The organism is Aeromonas sp. R5-1 (assembly GCF_040908265.1).
Classification (GTDB): Bacteria; Pseudomonadota; Gammaproteobacteria; order Enterobacterales; family Aeromonadaceae; genus Aeromonas; species Aeromonas caviae.
In genome coordinates this window covers 100885-124256 of the sequence record NZ_JBFODJ010000051.1, presented here as the reverse complement: position 1 = coordinate 124256, position 23372 = coordinate 100885, and the positions used below count along the sequence as shown (strand labels likewise).

The window sequence follows — 23372 nt, the reverse complement described above, 5'->3', positions numbered from 1 at the left end:
CGTTTGACCTTATTCAGACTGCTCTTCTCCGAACCAACAGATATTGCGAGCAGCCATAATGAGCTCACCAGCCTTCTCGGCGGTCAACTCTTCGATGTCGGCAAGGTCATCGATACCTTGCTCTGCCAAATCTTCCAGGGTGCCGACACCGCGAGCGGCCAGGGCATAGGCCATTTCACGGCCAAGGCCGGAGAGATTGAGCAGTTCTTCGGAAGGCTCGACGCCTTCAAAGGATTCTTCTTTGGCCAGGGCCTTGGTGGTCAGGGCATCCTTGGCACGCTTGCGCAGCTCTTCGACCATGTCTTCATCCAGACCGTCGATGGCCAGCAGCTCGTTGACCGGGACGAAGGCGATCTCTTCCAGGGTGGAGAAGCCCTCTTCCATCAGCAGGCCGGCGAAATCGTCGTCGATATCGAGGGTGCTGGTGAACAGCGTCAGGATGCGGTCGTTCTCGGCCTGGTGCTTGGCACGCATGTCCTCGACGGTCATCACGTTCAGTTCCCAACCGGTCAGCTGGGAGGCCAGACGCACGTTCTGACCGTTGCGGCCGATGGCCTGGGCCAGGTTGGCGGCTTCCACGGCGATGTCCATGGTGTGGTTGTCTTCATCAACGATGATGGAAGCCACATCGGCTGGCGCCATGGCGTTGATCACGTATTGGGCCGGGTTGTCATCGTACAGCACGATGTCGGCACGCTCACCGCTCAGCTCGGCGGAGACGGCCTGAACGCGGGCACCACGCATGCCGATACAGGCACCGATCGGGTCGATACGACGATCGTTGGTCTTGACCGCGATCTTGGCGCGGGAACCCGGATCACGGGCGGCGCCCATGATTTCGATCATCTCTTCGCCGATTTCCGGCACTTCGATGCGGAACAGCTCTTTCAGGAAGTCCGGGCTGGAGCGGCTGACGAACAGCTGGGAACCACGGGCTTCCGGACGCACGGCGTAGAGCAGGCCACGGATACGATCGCCGGGACGGAAGGTCTCACGGGGCAGCATGTCGTCACGGAAGATCACGGCTTCGGCATTGCTGCCCAGATCCAGGATCACGTTGTCGCGGTTGCTCTTCTTGACCACGCCGCTGATGATGGTGCCTTCCTTGTCCTTGAACTGGTCAACGACCTGGGAACGCTCGGCCTCGCGCACTTTCTGCACGATGACCTGCTTGGCGGTCTGGGTGGTGATACGGTCGAAGGTCACAGAGTCAATCTGGTCTTCAACATAGTCGCCGATCTGGATATCCGGCTGCTCGATCTGAGCGGCTTCGAGAGTGATTTCCCCGTACGGGTTCTCCATGGAAGCCTGATCGGCCACCACGACCCAACGGCGATAGGTGTCGTAGTCACCGGTCTTGCGATCGATCTCGACACGCACTTCAATCTCGCCTTCGTATTTTTTCTTGGTCGCAGTCGCCAGCGCAGTCTCCAGAGCCTGGAAAATCTTCTCGCGGGGGACAGCCTTCTCGTTGGACACAGCGTCAACGACCAGCAAAATCTCTTTATTCATATCCGATAGCCTCGTTAACCAAAGTTCGGCACTATGTTCGCTTTTTGGATATTGGTGAAAGCCAACACCTCGTTCTTACCATCTACCGTCAGAGTGATCATGTCCCCCTGCACGGCTTTGATTACGCCTTTGAACTTGCGGCGGTTGTTTGTTGCCATCCGAAGCGTTACCGCCGCCTCCTGGCCAACGTATTTTTCGAACTGGGCGACCTTGAACAGTGGACGATCCAGACCCGGGGAAGACACCTCAAGGTAGTACTCCTCGGTGATGGGATCTTCGACATCCATGATGGCGCCGACCTGGCGGCTCACCTCGGCACAGTCTTCCACCGTCACGCCTTGCTCCGAGTCGATGAAAACGCGCAAGGTCGAGTGCTTACCCGCACGGATAAACTCGATACCCCACAGTTCAAAACCCAAGGCAACGACCGGAGCCTCGAGCAGATCGGTCAAACGTTGTTCCAACGTAGCCAAAGTCACCCTCCGAAAAACGAAAAAAGGGCATATAGCCCAGATAGAAATAGATTCAGAGTAAATTGCACATAACAAAAAGCCCCGATGTCAAATCGGGGCTTGGCGCTTTACCCTGATTGTCGCCTCGCAGCGACCGCCTTCCTGAGCGTAGGAAATGCGTGAAATTTGGTTGCGGGGGCCGGATTTGAACCGACGACCTTCGGGTTATGAGCCCGACGAGCTACCATGCTGCTCCACCCCGCGTCCGAAATCGTGCGAGATTATAGCCACTTCACTCTCGTGAGACAAGACTCAGCGGCTATAACATCCCGGTTACCCGGGTTCACTGCTTAATTGGTGCCGTGGGCGGGACTCGAACCCGCACACCCTAGAGCACTACCCCCTCAAGATAGCGTGTCTACCAATTCCACCACCACGGCAAAACTCTTATTCGGGAACGTCAGTATCTTTCTTCACTGGCGCTTTGCTCTGTTCAACTTGTTGAGTCTGTTGCAGATTTTCCCATTCACTACCCTGCTTGACCTTGTTGCTGGACATGGAACCCAGAACCAGACTAATCAAGAAAAACAGAGTAGCCAAAATCGCTGTTGTGCGGGTCAGGAAGCTGCCTGAACCACCGGAGCCGAACACTGTGTTCGATGCCCCTGCGCCGAAGGAGGCGCCCATATCAGCCCCTTTACCTTGCTGAATCATCACCAGACCAATCAGAGCCAGCGATACCAGCAGATAAACGACCAAAAGAATCTCGTACATTTAACTTGCACCCTTTGCCGCTTCAACTATTCCTAAAAACGCCTTGCCATCAAGACTTGCCCTGCCTATCAGACCGCCATCAATATCGGGCTGCGCAAACAAATCTTGTGCATTGGTCGGTGTCACGCTCCCACCATAGATGATTCTGACTTTTTCACCTATTACCGGAGTATCCTCCGCCAAGCGACTGCGAATAAAGGAATGAACCTCTTGTGCCTGCTCGGGTGTGGCGCATTTACCTGTACCTACAGCCCAGATTGGCTCGTAGGCGATGATAGCATTATCGAAAGCCATCGCGCCATTTTTCTCTATGACGATGTCCAGTTCCTCGGCAATCACCTCAAAGGTTCTTCTTGCCTGCCTCGCCGCGCCTGACTCACCCAGACAAAGTATGGGTATCAGACCTGCTGCTCGGACTGCCGCAAACTTCTCTGCGACGATAAAACTGGTCTCACCAAAGAGACGCCTGCGCTCGGAGTGGCCAACAAGTACATATCGGCAACCTGCCTCGACCAGCATCTCACACGAGATTTCACCCGTATAAGCGCCCTGTCTGTGCTGACTCACGTTCTGAGCCCCCAGCTTCACTCTTCCCTGCTCACCGAGCAGTTCGGCCGTGAAACCGAGATGCACATGGGATGGACACAAGACCACATCTACGTCTTCATCAATGCGCTCTGTGCATTGACTCGTAAACTGCTCTAACTGCGACCTACTACCGTGTAACTTCCAGTTGGCTGCTACAAACGGCTTGCGATGTCCCATCGGCAACTCCCTTGCGAAAGCGGGGCTGATAATATCCAGAGGATGCTCAGCTGACAAGTGCTATTTTCAAATTTTCGAATCGTTTGAACAAGATACAACCAAGGCGGCTAAAAAGCCGCCTTGGTTGTTCATTAAAACGCCGATTCGACCTGTTTGGCGATGCGCTCTGCCATATCGCGCACCTGCTGTTCGTGTTCACCTTCGACCATGACCCGGATCAGGGGCTCGGTGCCGGATTTGCGCAACAGCACCCGGCCACGGCCGGCCAGTTCCAGCTCCACTGCCGCCACTTCCTGCTGAACGGCACTGGAGGTCAGCGGATCCTTGCCTTCGGCGAAGCGCACATTGACCAGCACTTGCGGGAACTTGCTCATGCCCGAACGCAATTTGGCCAGCGGCATCTCGGCACTGCGCATGGCCGTCAGCACCTGCAGGGCGGCGACGATACCATCCCCCGTGGTGGTCTGATCCAGGCAGATGATGTGACCGGAGTTTTCGCCCCCGATGCGCCAGCCCTTCTCGTTCATCATCTCAAGCACGTAGCGGTCACCCACCTTGGCACGGGCAAAGGGGATACCCAGGGTCTGAAGCGCCAGCTCCAGCCCCATGTTGGCCATCAGGGTGCCCACCACACCGCCCTTGAGGCGGCCATGGCGCAAGGCATCCCGGGCGATGATGTAAAGGATCTCATCCCCGTCGATGATGTAACCTGTGCTGTCCACCATCACCAGACGGTCGCCGTCACCGTCGAAGGCGACGCCGAGATCGGCCTTGCATTCTTGGACCTTGGCGGCCAGCGCCTCCGGTGCGGTGGAACCGACGCCGTCATTGATGTTGAGCCCATCCGGGCTGCAGCCAATGGCGATGACTTCGGCACCCAGCTCGCGGAAGACGGAAGGGGCGATGTGATAGGTGGCGCCATGACCGCAATCCACCACCATTTTCAGCCCTTCCAGGCTCAGATTGGAGGGGAAGGTGCTCTTGCAGAATTCGATATAACGACCGGCCGCATCATCGATGCGCAGCGCCTTGCCAAGCTCCGCGGACTCTACACACTTGAGTTCGTTGTCGAGCTCGGCTTCGATGGCCAGCTCGACATCATCGGGCAGCTTGGTGCCGTCGGCGGAGAAGAACTTGATGCCGTTGTCGTAATAGGGGTTGTGGGATGCACTGATGACGATACCGGCTTCGGCACGGAAGGTGCGAGTCAGGTAGGCAACCGCCGGGGTGGGCATGGGTCCCATCAATATGGCTTTGAGACCGGCGGCGGAGAGCCCCGCCTCCAGTGCCGACTCCAGCATGTAACCGGAGATACGGGTATCCTTGCCGATCAGCACCTTCTTGGTCCCTTTCTTGGAGAGCACCTTGCCGGCGGCCCAGCCCAGTTTCATGACGAAATCCGGGGTGATCGGGTATTCACCCACCTTGCCGCGCACGCCGTCGGTGCCGAAGTACTTTCTGGTCATTGTCTGTTTCTCGTTTTTCTATTTGGATATGAAATCTTGTCCCGTCATGGTCATCCAGCCTGTACGCAAGACATCCATGGTGGCCCGCACGTCGTGCACCCGGATGATCCTGGCGCCATGTTGCAACCCGATCAGGGCACAGGCCAGACTACCAGCCAACCGCTCGGCTACCGGGCGGTCAAGCAGGTTGCCTATCATAGACTTTCGTGACATGCCCACCAAGAGCGGAAGTTGGTAATCGAGCAGTGACGCCTGCTGGGCCAGCAGCTGATAGTTGTGCACCAGCGTCTTGCCAAAGCCATAGCCTGGATCCAGTACCAGATGCTCACGCGGGATACCGGCCCCCAGACAAGCGGCAATCCGCTCGTCAAAGAAGGCTCTCACCTCCCCTACCAGATCGTCATAGTGCGGCTCCACCTGCATGGTGCGGGGCTGCCCCTGCATGTGCATGAGGCATACCGGTACGCCAGCCTCGGCGGCTGCGCCCAGCGCTCCCGGCTCTTGCAAGGCGCGGACATCATTGATGAGGTGACCGCCTGCTGCACAACCCTCCCGCATGACAATCGCCTTGGAGGTATCGAGGGAGATCATCACATCCAGCTCGGCGACCATGCGCTCCACCACGGGGATGACCCTGTCCAGCTCTTCTTGTTCGCTGACGTCGGGGGCACCGGGGCGGGTCGACTCGCCACCTATATCGATAAGGGTGGCCCCATCGGCCACCATGTCGCGGGCATGACCCAACGCCAGATCGATCTGCTTGAAGCGGCCACCATCTGAAAAGGAGTCCGGCGTCACATTGAGAATCCCCATGACATGGGGACGGTCGAGAGAAAGGGTACGTCCCTTGCTGATTAACTGCATTGCTTCAACTACCTCCAACAAGAGCGGCAAACTCTTCGTGCAAAGAAAAACCCCGGGCAAGCCCGGGGTTTGTATCATGGCAACTTATTTGGCCGGAACATCGTTCGCCTTGTCGATGTCGCTCAGAGGTGCATTGCCCTCTTCAGCCGGCGCCTTGGCCTCCGGCCCGTTGTTCACGCTGGCACCACCTTGCGGGGTGTCACCGTGCTCATCATGCCAGTTGCTGGGAGCACGGACCTCGCGACGCGCCATCAGATCATCGATCTGCTTGGCATCGATGGTCTCATACTTCATCAATGCATCTTTCATGGTGTGCAGCACATCCATGTTGTCCAGCAGGATCTGCTTGGCACGATCGTAGTTGCGATCGATGACCTGCTTGACCTCGGCATCGATGATGCGGGCGGTATCGTCAGACATGTGCTTGGCCTTGGCCATGCTGCGGCCGAGGAAGACTTCACCGTCCTCTTCTGCGTAGAGCATGGGGCCGAGACGCTCGGACATGCCCCACTGGGTCACCATCTTGCGGGCGATGTCGGTGGCACGTTCGATGTCGTTGGATGCACCGGTCGATACCTTCTCGGCACCGTAGATCAGCTCTTCCGCCAGACGACCGCCATACAGGCTGGAGATCATGGACTCCAGATGCTGCTTGGAGTGGCTCCAGCGGTCCTGCTCCGGCAGGTACATGGTCACACCCAGCGCACGGCCGCGCGGAATGATGGAGACCTTGTAGACAGGATCATGATCCGGCACCACGCGACCAATGATGGCGTGACCCGCTTCGTGATAGGCCGTCATCTCCTTCTCGGACTCTTTCATCACCATGGAGCGACGTTCTGCCCCCATCATGATCTTGTCCTTCGCCTTTTCGAACTCCAGCATGGAGACCACTCGGCGGCTCTCGCGAGCAGAGAAGAGGGCAGCCTCGTTCACCAGGTTGGCCAGATCGGCACCGGAGAAACCAGGGGTACCACGGGCAATCAGCGCCGGATTGACATCATCCGCCAGCGGCACCTTGCGCATGTGTACCTTCAGGATCTGCTCACGACCGCGAACATCCGGCAAGCCGACCACGACCTGGCGGTCGAAACGACCCGGACGCAGCAGCGCAGGGTCCAGTACGTCGGGACGGTTGGTGGCGGCGATGACGATGATGCCTTCGTTGCCTTCAAAACCATCCATTTCAACCAGCATCTGGTTCAGGGTCTGCTCACGTTCATCGTGACCACCACCCAGACCGGCGCCACGCTGGCGACCGACCGCATCGATCTCATCAATGAAGATAATGCAGGGGGAGGATTTCTTGGCCTGTTCGAACATGTCACGCACCCGGGAGGCACCGACACCCACGAACATTTCCACGAAGTCCGAACCTGAAATGGTGAAGAACGGCACCTTGGCCTCGCCTGCAATGGCTTTGGCCAGCAGGGTCTTACCGGTACCAGGAGGACCTACCAGCAGGACGCCGGTCGGGATCTTGCCACCCAGCTTCTGGAATTTGGTCGGGTCACGCAGATAGTCGACCAGCTCCTTGACCTCTTCCTTTGCCTCGTCACAACCGGCTACGTCGGCAAAGGTAGTCTTGATCTGATCTTCGCTCATCAGGCGAGCCTTGCTCTTGCCGAACGACATGGCACCCTTGCCGCCACCGCCCTGCATCTGACGCATGAAGAAGACCCAGACACCGATCAACAACAGCATCGGGAACCAGGAGATGAAGATGGACGTGATCAGGGACGGTTCTTCCGGCTTCTCACCCATCACCTTGACGTTATGGTTGAGCATGTCGTTGAGCAGTTGGGGATCCGGCGCAGGAATGATGGTGGTGAAACGTTCACCGGTGCGCTTGACGCCATTGATGACCTTGCCATCCATCCGCACTTCACGGATCTGCTCCTGGGTCACTTCTTTCACGAAGCTGGAATAGTCCAGCTGGCGACTGGTGGTATCGCTGGGGCTGAAGCTATTGAACACCGACATCAGCACGACGGCGATGACCAGCCACAGGATTAGGTTTTTCGCCATGTCACTCAAATCAATGACCTCGCAGACTGACAGTTAACGATGAGGGTTAGGGTACTACAGTTTAAAACCGGTAGCCACAATGTAGACTTCTCGTGAACGGGCACGGGACGAGTCTGGTTTTCGAATCTTGACGACAGAGAAAAGTCTACGTATTTCATTGAGATAGGCATCAAACCCCTCCCCCTGGAACACCTTGACTACAAAACTGCCATTACTGCTCAGGACCTGATTGCACATGTCCAGCGCCAGTTCCACCAGGTACATGGCACGGGCCTGATCCACCTGCTGGGTGCCGCTCATGTTGGGCGCCATGTCCGACATGACGACATCCACCTTGTCGGGGCCGACTCGCTCAAGCAAGGCGCCGAGTACAGTTTCCTCCCGAAAGTCCCCTTGCAGGAAATCGACACCGGCAATGGAATCCATCGGCAAAATATCGCACGCAATGACGCGCCCCTTGTCACCGACCTGGTCGATGGCAAATTGGGACCAGCCACCGGGAGCAGCCCCCAGGTCCACTACCGTCATCCCCGGCTTGAGCAGCCGGTCTTTGCCCTGGATCTCATCGATCTTGAAAACGGCGCGAGAGCGCAGTCCCAACTTCTGGGCTTTCTTGACGTATTGGTCGTCGAAATGTTCTTTTAACCAGCGGGTTGAACTGGGGGAACGTTTTTTCTGGGTCATGATTGTCGACTTTAAAAAACCACAAGGGTTATTAGTATTAAGGGCTAAGTGGGGGTAGAATACGCCCCTTTCAACCCTGACTTATGAAGAAATTGCCATGATTCTCAACAATAAACAGAAACAGTATCTCAAGGGCCTGGCCCACAGTCTGAAGCCGGTCGTCCTGCTGGGACAACACGGTCTGACCGAAGGGGTGCTGGCCGAGATCGATCTGGCCCTGAACCACCACGAGCTGCTCAAGGTTAAGGTTGCGTCTGAAGATCGTGAGATGAAACAGCTGGTGATGGATGCCATCGTTCGCGAGACCGGCGCCATCAAGGTACAGAGCATGGGCCATGTACTGACCATCTACCGTCAGGCCAAAGAGCCCAAGATCCAGTTGCCGCGCAAGTAACAGGAAAGAGCATTCGCTCTTTCCTTCATTTCCCTTCTTCCCAAGTCGCTTGCCAAAATAGTGGTCAGGCCCTTAACCTGCGATGAATAGTCGCGGACACCCACTATGGACAAGCATCAGCTCCTCACCGATGAAGAACTGGCCATGCTGCGGGACCTGGGAAACGATGAAGACATTGCCACCAGCCAATACCTGCGCGGCATCCTGCCCCTTCCTCTCCAAAGCCTGTTGCAGCGAGCCAAGCCTCTGACACTCGAAGCCCGCATCGCCGGCTACCAATTGCGTTTCCCGCTCCACTGCACCCAGGCAGAGGAGGGCCATACCGAGCTGCGCATCGCCGCGCCGACCATTACCGAGCTGGGCTCACCCCATCTGCGCGCCTGGCGACTCGACGAAAAGGCCGTGCTCTGCACCGAAGACGCGGAGTACGAGGTATACAGCCTCTCCCTTGGCGGTCTCATCGTGGCCGGCTTGCCGGACTCCTCTGCCAAGGGAGATCCACTTGGCGGATACCTTCGCATCGAGGGTCTCCCTCCCCTGGCCATGACAGGCACCCTCATCAGGCACGTGGATGCCAATCAACATCACCATGACTGGGCCGTCCAGTTCCGACTGGGCAAGGAGGATCAGGAACAATTGCGGGACTGGCTCTTCCAGCGCCACCAGGACGCCTTCGTCCAGGCCTATCAGGGTGACTAAAGACAACAGGGGAGCCCGGCTCCCCTGTCTCTTTCCCCGACGTTCAATCAGAGATAGGCAACTTCCAGGATCTCGTACTCCACATCGCCACCCGGCGTCTTGACGATGGCAACGTCATCCACTTCCTTGCCGATCAGGGCGCGGGCAATGGGGGAGTTCACGGAGATCATGTTCTGCTTGATGTCCGCCTCGTCGTCTCCCACGATGCGGTAGACCACTTCCTCTTCCGTTTCACTTTTGAGCAGGGTCACGGTTGCACCGAAGATGACGCGGCCATTGTTGGCAATCTTGGTGACATCGATAATCTGGGCATTGGAGAGCTTGCCTTCGATTTCCTGAATGCGGCCTTCACAGAAACCCTGCTGCTCGCGGGCGGCATGGTATTCGGCATTTTCTTTCAGATCGCCATGTTCACGGGCATCAGCAATCGCTTCGATAATCTGGGGACGCAGCTCGGTCTTGAGATAATCGAGCTCTTGACGCAGCTTTTCAGCGCCGCGAACAGTCATCGGAGTATGATTCATAGTCGAAACCTGGGTTGCTTTATAAAGAGAAGCTGCGGCAATCAAAAGAGAGCCGCAGCTGTCGGTTCGGATGGGGCATCTTAATATGAAGCCGCCACAAAATCCATGTCAGCCCCTGCGAGCGGGATCCCGCTTTGGGCCAGCGTTACTTGGATTCCGAGACGCCAAGCGGAGCCGACACCGTCGGTTTGCCCTGCATGATGGCGATCTCGACACGTCGGTTCATGCGCCGATTCTCCGGGCTGTTGTTGGGCACCAGCGGCTGGGAATCCGCCATCCCTTGCACCACCAGACGATTGCCGTCAAAACCGGGCACCTTGATCATCTGGTGGGCAACCGCCACCGCCCGCTGGGATGAAAGCTCCCAGTTGGACTGGAACAACTCGTCCTCGGTGGCCACATTGTCGGTGTGGCCGGAGACGGTGATCTCCCCCGGCACATCCTTGAGCAGCGCAGCCACCTTGCGGATCACCGGCCAGAACTGGGGTTGCAGGAAGGCGGATCCCGCCGGGAACGCCGCTTTCTCGCGAATGCGAATGATGATCTGCTGACCCAGCGCCTCTATCTCGATGGCCCCGTCCTGGATCTGGGCCTGCATCTGTTCGGCCAGCGCCTTGGCCAGGGTATTGGACTGCTCCTGCGCCTTCTGGGCCTGCTGGGCGGTGTCACCACCGCTCTGCTGCCCTTCGGTCTTGTCATGCCCCCCCGCCTTGTCCGCATCCCCGGGCTGAAAATCCAGCTCGGTCTGGGTCATGTCGATGGTCTGCTGCATGATGGTGTCGATGGGCGTAGGTTCAGGCCGGCCGGGGCGAAACTCCTGGGCGATGACCGAGGTCCCCTTGGGAATATCCTTCACCTCCAGGATATTCTGCACCCCGAACGCCTTCTCCATGGAGCCGGCGATCTGCTTGAACTTCTGCACATCCATCTCCGCAAAGGAGAGCAGCAGCACGAAGAAGCACATCAACAGGGACATGAGATCGGCGAAGGTACCCATGTAACCGGGCAGGCCGGGGGGCGGACACTTGCACTTTGCCATGGGGCCTCCTATTCGACCCCGTTGTTGCGTTTGGACTGGCTCAGGTAGTTCTGCAGCATCGCCTGGATCACGCGGGGGTTCTGGCCATCCTGGATGCCCATGATGGCGTCGAGTATCAGGGTGCGACTCAGTTGCTCCTCACCGCTGCGCAGCTCCAGCTTGTCGGCGATGGGGATGGCGATCATGTTGGCCTCGATGGCGCCATACAGGGTCGTCAGCAAGGCCACCGCCATGGCCGGGCCGATGGACTTGGGATCGCTCATGTTCGCCAGCATGGCCACCAGCCCCACCAGGGTACCTATCATCCCCATGGCGGGGCCGAGATCGCCGAGGGAGCGGAACACCTTGACGGCGATGACGTGGCGCTCCGAGGTCAGTTCTATGTCTTTTTCCATCACGGCCCGCACCACGTCCGCGTCATGGCCGTCCACCAGCATGTCGATGCCCTTCTTCATGAAGGTATTGGGGATCTCTGCCGCCTCCAGGGCCAGAAAGCCCCCCTTGCGGGCCGCATCCGCCAGTTCCACCGCCTTGGTGATGAGATCGTCGAGCTTGTCCCCCTTGTACATGAAGGCCTTGCCCGCGACCTTGAAGGCCATCAGAAACTGGCTGAGGTTGAATTTCATCATGCAGATGAACACGGACCCCAGTATGGTGATGTAGACCGATGGCATGTCCACATACATGCTCATGGGGCCGCCCAGCAACATGCCGTACACCACGACCCCGAACCCCAGCACTAAGCCTATCAGACTCCCTAAATCCACATCCCTACTCCTGTCGCCGAACGTGCCGTCTCATTATATTGCGTTGAATTTTCTGCTATTGCGTCCCCGGCAGCAAGCCCGGTACACCGCAATCGCCGATCGGCAATGCGTGGTTGCATGCCCGTTCTTATCGGCCAGGGTCAGGATAGTTTGAGGACGCCGCGTTTTTCTGCCTCCCCCCTGTGGCCGGTCGATGTTAAGATGAGCCGTTTTTTTCAATCCCCGAGGATGGACATGGCCAGTAAAAAAATCGACCGTCTGAGTTTTGATGCCACCCTGGAAGAGCTGGAAACCATAGTGCATCAACTCGAACAGGGCTCGCTCCCCCTCGAGGAGGCACTCAAACAATTCGAACAGGGCATCCATCTGGTGCGTGCCGGCCAGCAGAAGCTGGAACAGGCCGAACAGAAGATCCAGATCCTCCTGACCCAGGCCGATGGCAGCGAGCAAGCGGTCCCCTTTCGAGCAGAACAAGGAGAGGAGTGAGTGACCCTGGACGATTTCTCCCGCCTGCATCGGCGCCGCATCGACGACTGCCTCTCGGCACAGCTTGACGCCCTGCCCGCCATGGCGCCACGTCTGCGGGACGCGATGAAATACGGCCTGCTGCTCGGTGGAAAACGGGTGCGCCCCTTCCTGGTCTATGCCGTCGGCGAGATGCTGGGCGTCAAGAGCGAACTGCTGGATGGCCCCGCCGCCGCCGTGGAGTGCATTCACGCATACTCCCTCCTGCACGACGACCTGCCCGCCATGGACGACGACGATCTGCGTCGTGGTCAGCCCACCGTACACAAGGCCTTCGATGAAGGCACAGCCATCCTGGCGGGCGATGCCCTGCAGACCCTGGCGTTTTCCATTCTGGCCGACCACCCCATGCCCGATACATTGATGGCCAACCGGGTGCGGATGCTGAGTGCCCTGGCCCGCGCGTCCGGCTATCTCGGCATGTGCGGCGGTCAGGCACTGGATCTGGACGCCGAAGGGCGCCGGATCAGCCTCGCCGAGCTGGAGCAGGTGCACCGCCACAAGACCGGGGCCCTCATCGAGTGCGCCGTGACCCTCGGCGCCCTGTGCAAGGCTGACGTGGAACCCGCCACCCTCACCGCCCTGCAAACCTTTGCCGCCGCCATCGGACTCGCCTTCCAGGTGCAGGACGACATCCTCGACATCACGGGCGATACCGCCACCCTGGGCAAGCCGCAAGGCTCGGATCTGGCGCTGGAAAAGAGTACCTATCCGGCCCTGCTCGGACTCGACAATGCCCGTGAGCTGGCTCGCGAACTGCATGACAAGGCCTTAACAGCCCTGCAATCCTTGCCCTACAATACCGACATTCTGGAAGCGTTTGCCGATTACATCATCGAGCGAACCCACTAAACGCTGGATAACAGTAACAATATGAGCGTTGATATTAGCGATTTCCCCAACCTGGCCCTCGCAGACACGCCGGTCGATTTGCGATCCCTCCCCTTCGAGCGGCTGCCCGTGGTGTGCAACGAGCTGCGCGAGTATCTGCTGCGCTCGGTGAGCCGCTCCAGCGGCCACTTCGCCTCCGGCCTTGGCACCGTCGAGCTGACGGTCGCCCTGCACTATGTCTACAACACCCCCTTCGATCGGCTGGTGTGGGACGTGGGCCACCAGGCCTATCCCCACAAGATCCTGACCGGACGACGGGAGCGCATTCACACCATTCGCCAGAAAGATGGCCTGCACCCCTTCCCCTGGCGGGAAGAGAGCGAGTACGACGTGCTCAGCGTGGGCCACTCCAGCACCTCCATCGGAGCGGCGCTCGGCATGGCGGTGGCGGCCGAGAGCGAAGGGCTTGGCCGCAAGGTGGTCGCGGTCATCGGTGATGGCGCCATCACCGCCGGCATGGCCTTCGAGGCCCTCAATCACGCCGGCGATGTCCACAAGGACATGCTGGTGGTGCTCAACGACAACGAGATGTCCATCTCCGAGAACGTGGGAGCCCTGAACAATCACCTCGCCAGGCTGATGTCCGGCAAGCTCTACACCACGATTCGCGAGGGGGGCAAGAAGGTGCTGGCGGGGCTGCCGCCGGTCAAGGAGCTCGCCAAGCGGGCCGAGGAGCACCTCAAGGGCATGGTGGTACCGGGCACCCTGTTCGAGGAGTTCGGCTTCAACTACATCGGCCCCATCGACGGTCACGACATCCATGCCCTGGTCGAAACCCTGCGCAACATGCGCAATCTCAAGGGTCCCCAGCTGCTGCACGTCAAGACCAAGAAGGGCAAGGGCTACGAGCCAGCGGAAAAAGATCCCATTGGCTATCACGCCGTCCCCAAATTCAACCCGGATGACTGTGCCCTGCCCAAGAGCGCCGGTGGCAAACCCACCTTCTCCGCCATCTTCGGTCAGTGGCTGTGCGATATCGCCGCCAAGGACGAGCGCGTGGTCGGTATTACCCCCGCCATGCGCGAAGGCTCCGGTCTGGTGAAATTCAGCCAGCAATATCCGGATCGCTACTTCGACGTGGCCATCGCCGAGCAACATGCGGTCACCTTCGCCGCCGGTCTCGCCATCGCCGACCAGAAACCCGTGGTCGCCATCTATTCGAGCTTCCTGCAACGGGCCTATGACCAGCTGATCCACGACGTGGCGCTGCAGAACCTGCCGGTGCTCTTCGCCATCGACCGGGCCGGTCTGGTGGGGGCCGACGGCCCGACCCATCAGGGGGCGTTCGACATCAGCTTCCTGCGCACCGTGCCCAACATGGTGGTGATGACCCCGTCCGACGAGAACGAGTGCCGCCAGATGCTCTACACCGGCTATCTGTGCAACGGGCCAGTGGCGGTGCGCTACCCCCGTGGCAGCGGCACCGGTATCCAGGCCGAGAGCGAGATGCAGGCCCTGCCCCTCGGCAAGGGACGCGTCGTTCGCGAGGGCAAGGGGACCGCCATCCTGGCGTTTGGCACCCTGCTGCAACAGGCCAGAACGGCCGCCGAGGCGCTGGATGCCACCCTGGTGGACATGCGCTTCGTCAAACCCATGGACGAGGCGCTGGTGCTCTCTCTGGCCGCCTCCCACGATCAGTTCGTCACCCTCGAGGACAACGCCATCATGGGCGGTGCAGGCTCTGCGGTGAACGAGTTGCTGATGGGCTGCAAGCAGTGCAAACCGGTGCTCAACCTCGGCCTGCCGGACCGCTTCATCGAGCAGGGCACCCAGGATGAGATCTACGCCCTGCTGGGGCTGGACAGCGTGGGCATTCAGACCCGCATCGAGAGCTGGCTGCAGGCCTGACAAGGGTTATCGCAAGCAATAAACAAGGGCGCCTGATGGCGCCCTTTTTTGTTAATCACTGTGCCAGACCAAACCTGTTCACGCCCTGTCGCGAGAAGGCCGTCAACAAGGTTACAAGCCGCTCAGGAACCGAGACATACGTGAGCACTCCTTGGTTCCACATAAGCGAGCAGCACATGAACCTTGATCACGGCCTCGCAGCCAGTTCGTGGAGAGGTTTATCAGCCCTTGTAGATCTTCGGGTTGAACACATCCCGCAGCCAGTCACCCAGCAGGTTGATCACCAGCACCAACACCACCAGGCAGAGGCCCGGGAAGGCGGTGATCCACCAGGATCCGGAGAAGATGTAGTTGAAGCCCACGCTGATGAGCGACCCCAGGGACGGTTGATCAACCGGCATCCCCAGACCCAGGAAGGAGAGGGCCGCCTCGCTCATGATGGCGTTCGCCACCTGCACGGTGGAGATGACCAGGATGGGCGACAGGCAGTTCGGCAGAATGTGGCGGAACATGATGCGCGGGGCGCGGAACCCCATCACCTGAGCCGCTTCCACATACTCCTTCTTCTTCTCCGCCAGCACGGAGGCGCGCACCGTCCGGGCATACTGGGGCCACTCGGCGATACCGATGATCACCACCAGCATCAGGATGGCGAACTTCGAGTAGAACTCGGAGCCAAAGGTCGCCTGGAAGATGGCGGAGATGATGATCGCCACCATCATGGTGGAGAACGACAGCTGCACATCGGCAAAGCGCATCAGCAGGTTGTCGATGCGACCGCCAAAGTAACCGGCCATCAGACCGATGACGATACCGAGCACCAGCTGCAGCCCCACCGCGAACAGACCAATGGTCAGCGAGATGCGGGCGCCATAGAGGATGGTGCTCCAGATGTCGCGTCCCTGGTTGTCGGTCCCGAGCCAGAAGCGGGCCTCGCCCCCTTCCAGCCAGGAGGGGGGCAGCTCCGCATCCATCAGATCGAAGCTGGTCTGGTCATAGACGTTGTGCGGTGCGATCCAGGGTGCCAGCAGAGCCGCCAGCACGAAGACCACAAACACCGCAAAGCTGAACATGGCTACCTTGTCCCGCAGGAAGTAGTAGACGATGTCGGAATTTTTAAAACGTGCCCAACGGCTTGGGCTTGCAGTTACAGCGTTAGTCATCTGTTACCCCTTGGCGGTCAGGTTGACGGTCGGGTTGATCAACCCGTAGAGCAGGTCGACCAGGGTATTGGTCACCACGAAAATGAGGCCGACGAAGATGACGTAGGCAGTGATCAGCGGCGTATCGACCCGGTGGATCGCCTCAAGGAAGAGGAAGCCTGTCCCCGGCCACTGGAACACGCTCTCGGTCAGGATGGTGTAGGCCACCATGGTCCCGATCTGCACACCGCCCACCGTGATGACCGGCAGCATGGTGTTCTTCAGGGCGTGCTGGTAGTAGACCTTGTTGTTGTCCAGCCCCTTGGCACGGGCAAACTTGACGTACTCGGAGGAGAGCTGCTCCAGCATCTCCGAGCGCACCAGCCGGATGAACAGCGGCAGCATGATGGAGGAGAGGGAGACAGCTGGCAGCACCAGGTGCAGGATACCGTCCCAGGTGAAGAAGCCCGACTCCCAGCCCAGCAGGTTGTAGGTCTCGCCACGGCCATAGGCCGGCAGCCAGCCCAGCTGGATGGAGAAGAGGTACATCAGCATGATGGCGGTCAGGAAGACCGGGATCGAGATGCCGATGCTGCTCACCGCCATGATGACTTTGGTGAGGATGCTGCGCGGTCTTATCGCCGAATAAACCCCCAGCGGAATGGAGACCACGACGATGATGAGCGCGGCGGCAAACACCAGCTCAAGGGTAGCCACCAGCTTGTCGAGGATAACCTCGAGGGCTGGTCGCTTGAAGAAATAGGAAGTGCCCAGATCCCCGTGTACCGCGTTCTTCAAGAAGCGGCTGTATTTCACGAGGAAGGGATCATTGAGTCCCATCTTGTCGCGCAGCTCCTGGCGCACGGACTCGGAGACGGATTGTCCCACCAGCTCGCGCAGCGGATCCCCCAGGTTGTCCTGGATGGAGAAGGCGACCAGGCTGATGACGAACATCACTATCACGGCCTGATAGAACCGTTTCAGCAGGAATGTAAACATGCTTGTCCTTCTACGTGGCCTGTGTCTTGGCACAGGCTTCTGTTAATGGCGGGGCAACCATGGGTGCCCCGCCGGGTCCTTCCTTAAACGCTTCGCTTACTTGTTGACCACCAGGTCACCCAGGTAAGGGAAGTTCATCACGTTGACCACCGGCTTGATGTCGACGTTCTTCTTGGCGCCATAGGCCAGGTCTTCCCAGTGCAGCGGCACATAGGCGGCGTCGTCGATCAGCATGGCTTCCACCTTCTGCAGGATGGCGGCACGCTTGGCAGGATCGGTCTCGGTGTTGGCTTCCATCACCATCTTGTCAGCTTCCGCGTTGGCATAACCGCCGCAGTTGTACTGACCCATGCCGGTCTTGGCATCCTTGGTGAAGGTCAGGAACTCGAAGAAGTTCGCACTGTCTTCGGTGTCGGAGTGCCAGCCGATCAGCTGCATGTCAGCGGCGCACTTGTCAAACTCCGGCCAGTACTGGGCCACCGGCATGGTCTTCAGATCCACCTTGATGTTGATCTTGGACAGCATGGCGGAGACAGCCTGGGCAATCTTGACGTCGTTGACGTAGCGGGCAGCCGGGGAGATGAAGCTCATCTTGAAGCCCTTCTCGTAACCGGCTTCCTTCATCAGCTCCTTGGCCTTGGCCAGATCATACTGGGGCTTGAGCGCCTCGTTGTAGCCTGCGTAGCCTTTCGGGCTCAGCTGGCCGGCCGGGGTACCGAAGCCTTTGTTGATCTTGTCGACGATGCCCACCTGGTTGATGGCGTAGTTGATCGCCTGACGCACGCGCTTGTCTTTCAGCGCCGGGTTGGTGTTCTGGTTCAGCTCGATGATGATGGCACGGGTACCGGACAGGGTGACCAGCTGGGAATCCTTGCCGTTCTTCACGCGCTCCAGATCGTTCGGGGCAACCGGGTAGATCATGTCCACGTCGCCGCCCAGCAGGGCTGCAACACGGGTGGCGTCTTCCTTGATCGGTACCACGGTCAGGTTCTCGACGTTGCCCTTGGAGGCCTTGTCCCAGTAGTTGGCGTTGCGCACGTATTCCAGCTTCACGCCCTGCTCGCGGAACTTGACGCTGAACGGACCGGTACCGGAGACATTGGTGGAGGCGAAGGAGTCACCGTTCTTCACGATCTCGGCCTTGTCCTTGCCCGCCTCGGTCTTGCCGCTATAGAACTTGGAGTCCATCGGGAAGATGTAGGTGACGGTCTGCAGCACCAGCGGGAACGGCTTGGCGGTGACGAGATCCACGGTGAAATCATCCACCTTCTTGGCTTCGGCGATGGGGTCGAAGATCGCCTTGAAGTCCGGGGAGGCCTTCAGACGGTTGACGGTCCATACCACGTCATCGGCGGTGAAGTCGTTGCCGGAGTGGAACTTCACACCCTTGCGCAGGTGGAAACGGACGGTCTTGTCGTCGATGCGCTCATACTTCTCGGCCAGACGCGGCTCGAACTGCAGATCCTGGGTGTAACGCATCAGGGGGTCGAACACCAGGTGAGACATCTCCAGGGTCTGACCGGAGAGCTGCTCCTGCGGGTCCAGCGAGGTGGCGTCGGACGCGACGGCGACCTTGATGTCGGCAGCAGAAACGTTGAACGCGAGACCAGCGGCGAACAGCGCCATGGCGATCTTGGATAATCCTTTCTTCATGTCTTTCTCCATGCTTTTGGCTTTTTATTGACAGACAAACCGGCGAACCGGTGCTTTCCTAGCTTGCGATTTCCAGCCCCTCGCGGGACATTCCCTTGAATTCCGGCATGAGGGAGATCAGCTTGCGGCTGTACTCATGCTCGGCATTGGTGAACAGTTTCTCGGTCTCGGCCACTTCCACCAGATGACCGTGCTGCATCACACCGATGCGGTCGCACATCTGGCGGATGACCGGCAGATCGTGACTGATGAACAGCATGGTGAGCCCAAGCTCCTGTTGCAAGTCTTTGAGCAGGTTGAGGATCTGGGCCTGCACCGAGACATCCAGCGCCGAGGTGGGCTCGTCGCAGATGAGGAAGCGCGGGCGGGTTGCCAGGGCGCGGGCAATGGAGATGCGCTGGCGCTGACCACCGGAGAACTCGTGGGGATACTTGACCCCGGCGCCGCGGCCCAGGCCCACGTGATCCAGCAGGTCCCCGACGATCTGCTCTATCTGCCGCTCGCTCTCGGCGAGGCGGTGGAAGCGGATCGGCTCGGCGATGATGTCACGCACCTTCATGCGCGGGTTCATCGAAGAGTACGGGTTCTGGAACACCATCTGCATCTGGCGGCGCAGGGGGCGACGCTCGTGCTCCCCTTTCAGGGCGGTGAGATCGATCCCCTCGAAGACAATCTTGCCGGTATCGGGCGGATAGAGCCCGGTGATGGCACGGGCGATGGTGGATTTGCCGGAGCCCGACTCCCCCACCAGACCGAAAGTCTCACCCTCGAAGATTTCGAAGCTGATGTTGTTGCAGGCCCGCACGTACTGGCGGCGGCTCGGGAAGATGGAATCCTTGGTGACGAACTTCAGATCCACGTTCTCCACCCGCAGCAGCGCGCCTTCATAGGTGCGCTCGTCCTGACTCTGGCCGAGCCAGTGGGTCTTGAGATCGATGCTGGTATCCGCCGCACCGGCATCCTCGATATAGGAGACCAGGGGGAAGCGTACCAGCTTCACATCCGAGCGGGGCACCGCCGAGATGAGGCTGCGGGTATAGGGGTGATTGGGGCGGCCCAGCACCTGTTCGGTGGTGCCGAACTCCACCAGATCGCCGCGGTACATCACCGCCACCTTGTCGGTGACGTTGGAGACCACACCCATGTCATGGGTCACCAGCATGCAGCCTACCTGGCGCTCTTTGCACAGGTTGCGGATGAGCTGGAGGATCTGATCCTGGATAGAGACGTCCAGCGCCGTGGTCGGCTCATCGGCGATGATGAGCTCGGGATCCCCGGAGAGGGCGATGGCGATCACCACCCGCTGGCGCATGCCACCGGAGAACTGGTGAGGATACTGCTTGATGCGCACGTCCGGGTTCGGGATCCCCACCGCCCCCATCAGCTCGAGGGCCTTGGCAAAGGCCGCCTCGCGGGACAGGTCGGTGTTGGCGAGGATGGTCTCCACCAGCTGCTGCTCCACGGTGAACAGCGGATTGAGGGAGGTCATGGGATCCTGGAAGATGAAACCGATGCGCGAGCCGCGAATGGCCCGCATCTCGTTCTGGCTCTTGCCGGAGATGAGCTCGCCGTTGAGGTAGATATCGCCACGGGCGATGCGACCGGGCGGGCTCAACAGATCGATGACGGCGTTGCCGATGGTGGATTTGCCAGCGCCGGACTCACCGACGACGCCGACGATCTCGCCCTTTTCAACAGAAAAAGAGAGATCCTTGACCGCGGCAAGCACCCCGTAGCGGGAGGGGTACTCGATCCGCAAGTTTTTGACTTCAAGCAAGGACATGGTTACCTCTGCGGGGGACATCCGTCCCAAATAATTCGTCCGTAAATCAGCCGCAGATGCTGGTTGTGCCTTGGTACTGCTCGAGAGCCGTTGTTGTGTAATTAACGCTCAATCCATGAGGCAGCCAAACCAGCGATCCGGGCGGGTTTTTTGCATTTTTTTGGAATAACCCGCGAGTAAGTTAGTCGGTTTGCCCGCGGGTGTAAATGATCCAGTTATACAATTTCGCAATACTTTGCCCAGAGAATGCCGGCACCCTGGGGTTAAAATGTCGATAAAAGTCACATTACCAGAGATTACGCTGGCAATGCGAGACCATCAACCAATTATGTTTCAACAAAATAGCAACAAACCATCTTATTCACTATCAGCATTATGCTGACCAGCTTCGAATGAGTAGTGAATATTTATGTGAAATGATTTTTTGACGGCAGCATATCCGGAGTAAGGAAAAATAGGCAGAGCTAAATAGGGACAATGCAGAAGGATCAACCTGGGCCACAGGCCCGCCGGCACGGCAAGCCGGGAGGGATTGCATACAAAAAAACGCAGGCCCCTCAGGGCCAGCGTGTGCGGTATATCCGGCCTCTTTGCAAGAGGAGATGAGTGAAAAACAGCGAGAGGGCGTTCGGGAGCCGCCTCCCCTCACCAGTGGGCAAGCAGTTGCATGCAGGCCAGGGCGAACAGGCCGGCGATGAGATCGTCCAGCATGATGCCAAGCCCGCCGTGAATGCGGCGATCGAACCAGGAGATGGGCCAGGGCTTGAGCACGTCGAACAGGCGAAACAGCACGAAGCCCGCCAGCACCCACTCCCAGCCGGCCGGGGCCGCAATCATGGTGACCCCGAATCCGATGACCTCGTCCCAGACGATGGCCCCGTGATCCGGCATCCCGATGGCGTCGGTGGCGCTCTGGCAGATGCGGATGCCCGCCACGAAACCCACCACCAGCAGGGCGATGAACCAGGAGGTCGGCAGCCCGCTCACCAAGAGATAGAGCGGGATGGCTGCCAGGGTCCCCATGGTGCCCGGCGCCTTGGGGGAGAGGCCGGAGCCAAACCCCACCGCCAGAAAGTGGAGCGGGTTTTTAAGGTTCAGCCGCGTCAGCTCGGGCTTTATCTTGAAAGACATCATGCGAAGTGATCCCAGCCCTTGAGGTGCAGTTCGACGGGTTGTTCGTCCTGCAGGTAGTCGATGCCAGGCTCCCCGGCCAGGATGCGACCGATGCGGGTGAACTTCACGCCACAATTGGCCAGCGCCGTGTCCAGGGCGCCGTGATGCTCCTGGGGCACGGTGAAGCAGAGCTCGTAGTCGTCGCCCCCGGCCAGAGCCAGCTGCCAGGCATCCATGGCCGGCACCGCATCCTGCAACACGGGGGAGAGGGGCAGCAGGTTGAGATCGATCTGGGCTCGCACGCCGGACGCCTTGAGGATATGGCCGAGATCGGACGCCAGGCCGTCGGAGAGATCCAGGGCGCTGCTGGCCAGCCCGCGCAGGGCCTGACCGGCCAGGATGCGGGGATGGGGATGGTCGAGGCGCGGCAACACGGCCGCCAGTTGGTTCTCGTTGAGGGTGCGCTTGCCCAGCAGGTGGGAGAGCGCCAGGGCGGCATCTCCCAGGGTACCGGTCACGTAGACCCCGTCACCGGCCTTGGCGCCGCTGCGCATCAGGGCGCGACCTGCCGGGACCGATCCTTTCACCGAGACGGTGATGGAGAGGGGTCCGCGGGTCATGTCTCCCCCCACCAGCGCCACGTTGTAGTACTCGGCGAGCTCGAGGAACCCTTCGGCGAAACCGGCGACCCAGCGCTCGTTGATGGCGGGCAGGGTCAGGGCCAGGGAGACCCAGCGCGGCTCGGCACCCATGGCGGCCAGATCGGAGAGATTGACCGCCAGCGCCTTGTAGCCGAGATCCACCGGATCCATGTCGGGGAAGAAGTGCACGCCGCTCACCAGGGTGTCCGTGCTCACCGCCAACTGGGCGTCGGGGGGCAGGGTCAGCAGGGCACAGTCATCTCCAGGGCCCATCACCACGTCCTTGCGGGCGTGGGGGACCTTGAAGTACTTCTCAATCAGCTCAAATTCACCCATACAGTAAAAAGCCAGCAATAAGCTGGCTCCTCTCTTAATTGCTGACGGACAGCAGGATCAGCGCTTGGGCAGCGTCTTGATCACCTTGTCCAGGACGCCGTTGACAAACTTGTGGCTGTCATCGGCGGCGAAGGCTTTGGCCAGCTCGATCGCTTCGTTGATCACCACGCGCGGCGGCACATCTTCACGACGGGTCAGCTCGTAGGTCGCCAGACGCAGGATCGCCTTGTCCACCATGTCCACTTCTTCCAGCGGACGGGAGAGGAAAGGCGCGAACACCTTGTCCAGCTCGTTGCAGTGGACCGCAACCCCGAACAGCAGATCGCGGAAATAGTTCAGGTCCACACCCTTGGTGTCCTGATCGATCTTGAACTGCTCTTCGATGTCGCCCACGTTGGCCTGGGTCATCTGCCACTGGTAGATGGCCTGGGTGGCGCAATGGCGGGCCTTACGGCGCTCGGACGGTTTCAATG

23 protein-coding genes and 2 tRNA genes are annotated in these 23372 nt (G+C 59.4%); 5 read left to right on the top strand and 20 right to left on the bottom strand.

The window, feature by feature from the left end:
* Nucleotides 1–9: 9 nt before the first annotated feature.
* The 10 genes from nusA to rlmE form a co-directional block, all read right to left on the bottom strand.
* Nucleotides 10–1512 (bottom strand): transcription termination factor NusA, encoded by a 1503-nt coding sequence (gene nusA / locus AB5Y64_RS07795; protein ID WP_039040286.1) that lies wholly within the window; start codon nt 1510–1512, stop codon nt 10–12.
* Nucleotides 1513–1526: 14 nt separating this feature from the next.
* On the bottom strand, nt 1527–1985 hold the full coding sequence (gene rimP, locus AB5Y64_RS07790) for a ribosome maturation factor RimP (RefSeq protein WP_039040287.1): 459 nt from the start codon (nt 1983–1985) through the stop codon (nt 1527–1529).
* A gap of 166 nt (nt 1986–2151) precedes the next feature.
* Nucleotides 2152–2228, bottom strand: a tRNA-Met gene (locus AB5Y64_RS07785).
* A gap of 91 nt (nt 2229–2319) precedes the next feature.
* Nucleotides 2320–2404: transfer RNA gene (locus AB5Y64_RS07780), tRNA-Leu, on the bottom strand.
* A 7-nt stretch (nt 2405–2411) separates the two neighbouring features.
* Nucleotides 2412–2738 (bottom strand): preprotein translocase subunit SecG, encoded by a 327-nt coding sequence (secG, locus tag AB5Y64_RS07775; RefSeq protein ID WP_010633113.1) that lies wholly within the window; start codon nt 2736–2738, stop codon nt 2412–2414.
* A complete protein-coding gene (tpiA, locus tag AB5Y64_RS07770; protein ID WP_368203598.1) occupies nt 2739–3503 on the bottom strand; it encodes a triose-phosphate isomerase in 765 nt (254 codons plus the stop codon).
* A gap of 131 nt (nt 3504–3634) precedes the next feature.
* Nucleotides 3635–4969 (bottom strand): phosphoglucosamine mutase, encoded by a 1335-nt coding sequence (gene glmM, locus AB5Y64_RS07765; protein ID WP_368203596.1) that lies wholly within the window; start codon nt 4967–4969, stop codon nt 3635–3637.
* Between the two features lie 18 nt (nt 4970–4987).
* Complete coding sequence (gene folP, locus AB5Y64_RS07760; RefSeq protein ID WP_323920324.1) at nt 4988–5833, bottom strand: dihydropteroate synthase; 846 nt, start codon at nt 5831–5833, stop codon at nt 4988–4990.
* Between the two features lie 84 nt (nt 5834–5917).
* The gene (gene ftsH / locus AB5Y64_RS07755; RefSeq protein ID WP_042865085.1) at nt 5918–7870 is read right to left on the bottom strand and encodes an ATP-dependent zinc metalloprotease FtsH; all 1953 of its coding nucleotides are present in this window, start codon (nt 7868–7870) and stop codon (nt 5918–5920) included.
* A 45-nt stretch (nt 7871–7915) separates the two neighbouring features.
* Nucleotides 7916–8545, bottom strand: a complete 630-nt coding sequence (rlmE, locus tag AB5Y64_RS07750) for a 23S rRNA (uridine(2552)-2'-O)-methyltransferase RlmE (RefSeq protein WP_010675375.1) — start codon at nt 8543–8545, stop codon at nt 7916–7918.
* A 97-nt stretch (nt 8546–8642) separates the two neighbouring features.
* Here rlmE and yhbY point away from each other — a divergent pair, with 97 nt between their 5' ends.
* Together yhbY and AB5Y64_RS07740 are read left to right on the top strand one after the other, a co-directional pair.
* Entirely contained in the window at nt 8643–8939 is a 297-nt protein-coding gene (gene yhbY / locus AB5Y64_RS07745) for a ribosome assembly RNA-binding protein YhbY (protein ID WP_039040291.1), read from the top strand.
* 105 nt (nt 8940–9044) lie between these two features.
* Nucleotides 9045–9638, top strand: coding sequence for a PilZ domain-containing protein (locus AB5Y64_RS07740; RefSeq protein ID WP_039040292.1), 594 nt, complete (start codon nt 9045–9047; stop codon nt 9636–9638).
* 47 nt (nt 9639–9685) lie between these two features.
* On the opposite strand, the gene greA is transcribed toward AB5Y64_RS07740, so the two are convergent.
* The 3 genes from greA to pomA form a co-directional block, all read right to left on the bottom strand.
* Nucleotides 9686–10162 carry a transcription elongation factor GreA gene (greA, locus tag AB5Y64_RS07735; RefSeq protein WP_010675378.1) on the bottom strand — a complete coding sequence of 159 codons (477 nt, stop codon included), beginning with the start codon at nt 10160–10162 and terminating at the stop codon, nt 9686–9688.
* 145 nt (nt 10163–10307) lie between these two features.
* Nucleotides 10308–11201, bottom strand: a complete 894-nt coding sequence (locus tag AB5Y64_RS07730; RefSeq protein WP_039040293.1) for a flagellar motor protein MotB — start codon at nt 11199–11201, stop codon at nt 10308–10310.
* 8 nt (nt 11202–11209) lie between these two features.
* Nucleotides 11210–11968: a flagellar motor protein PomA gene (gene pomA / locus AB5Y64_RS07725; RefSeq protein ID WP_039040294.1), complete on the bottom strand. Its 759-nt coding sequence runs from the start codon at nt 11966–11968 to the stop codon at nt 11210–11212.
* A gap of 234 nt (nt 11969–12202) precedes the next feature.
* Between pomA and xseB the strand changes: the two genes are divergently transcribed.
* From xseB to dxs, 3 genes are read left to right on the top strand one after another with little or no spacing between them, the layout of a single operon-like run.
* Nucleotides 12203–12454, top strand: a complete 252-nt coding sequence (xseB, locus tag AB5Y64_RS07720; protein ID WP_010675381.1) for an exodeoxyribonuclease VII small subunit — start codon at nt 12203–12205, stop codon at nt 12452–12454.
* Complete coding sequence (gene ispA, locus AB5Y64_RS07715) at nt 12455–13345, top strand: (2E,6E)-farnesyl diphosphate synthase (RefSeq protein ID WP_039040295.1); 891 nt, start codon at nt 12455–12457, stop codon at nt 13343–13345.
* 21 nt (nt 13346–13366) lie between these two features.
* The gene (dxs, locus tag AB5Y64_RS07710; RefSeq protein WP_039040296.1) at nt 13367–15232 is read left to right on the top strand and encodes a 1-deoxy-D-xylulose-5-phosphate synthase; all 1866 of its coding nucleotides are present in this window, start codon (nt 13367–13369) and stop codon (nt 15230–15232) included.
* A 221-nt stretch (nt 15233–15453) separates the two neighbouring features.
* Here the strand turns inward: dxs and AB5Y64_RS07705 are convergent, their stop codons facing one another.
* From AB5Y64_RS07705 to nusB, 7 genes are all read right to left on the bottom strand, one after another.
* Nucleotides 15454–16395: an ABC transporter permease gene (locus tag AB5Y64_RS07705; RefSeq protein ID WP_029314771.1), complete on the bottom strand. Its 942-nt coding sequence runs from the start codon at nt 16393–16395 to the stop codon at nt 15454–15456.
* A 3-nt stretch (nt 16396–16398) separates the two neighbouring features.
* The gene (locus AB5Y64_RS07700; protein ID WP_039040297.1) at nt 16399–17373 is read right to left on the bottom strand and encodes an ABC transporter permease; all 975 of its coding nucleotides are present in this window, start codon (nt 17371–17373) and stop codon (nt 16399–16401) included.
* A 96-nt stretch (nt 17374–17469) separates the two neighbouring features.
* Nucleotides 17470–19026 (bottom strand): ABC transporter substrate-binding protein, encoded by a 1557-nt coding sequence (locus AB5Y64_RS07695; RefSeq protein ID WP_010675386.1) that lies wholly within the window; start codon nt 19024–19026, stop codon nt 17470–17472.
* Nucleotides 19027–19084: 58 nt separating this feature from the next.
* Complete coding sequence (locus AB5Y64_RS07690; protein ID WP_010675387.1) at nt 19085–20809, bottom strand: ABC transporter ATP-binding protein; 1725 nt, start codon at nt 20807–20809, stop codon at nt 19085–19087.
* Between the two features lie 645 nt (nt 20810–21454).
* Nucleotides 21455–21943 (bottom strand): phosphatidylglycerophosphatase A, encoded by a 489-nt coding sequence (locus AB5Y64_RS07685; RefSeq protein ID WP_010675388.1) that lies wholly within the window; start codon nt 21941–21943, stop codon nt 21455–21457.
* Nucleotides 21940–22899, bottom strand: coding sequence for a thiamine-phosphate kinase (thiL, locus tag AB5Y64_RS07680; protein WP_039040298.1), 960 nt, complete (start codon nt 22897–22899; stop codon nt 21940–21942). The genes AB5Y64_RS07685 and thiL overlap by 4 nt, the downstream gene beginning before the upstream one ends.
* Before the next feature lie 57 nt (nt 22900–22956).
* Nucleotides 22957–23370 carry a transcription antitermination factor NusB gene (nusB, locus tag AB5Y64_RS07675; protein WP_010675390.1) on the bottom strand — a complete coding sequence of 138 codons (414 nt, stop codon included), beginning with the start codon at nt 23368–23370 and terminating at the stop codon, nt 22957–22959.
* Nucleotides 23371–23372: the final 2 nt, after the last annotated feature.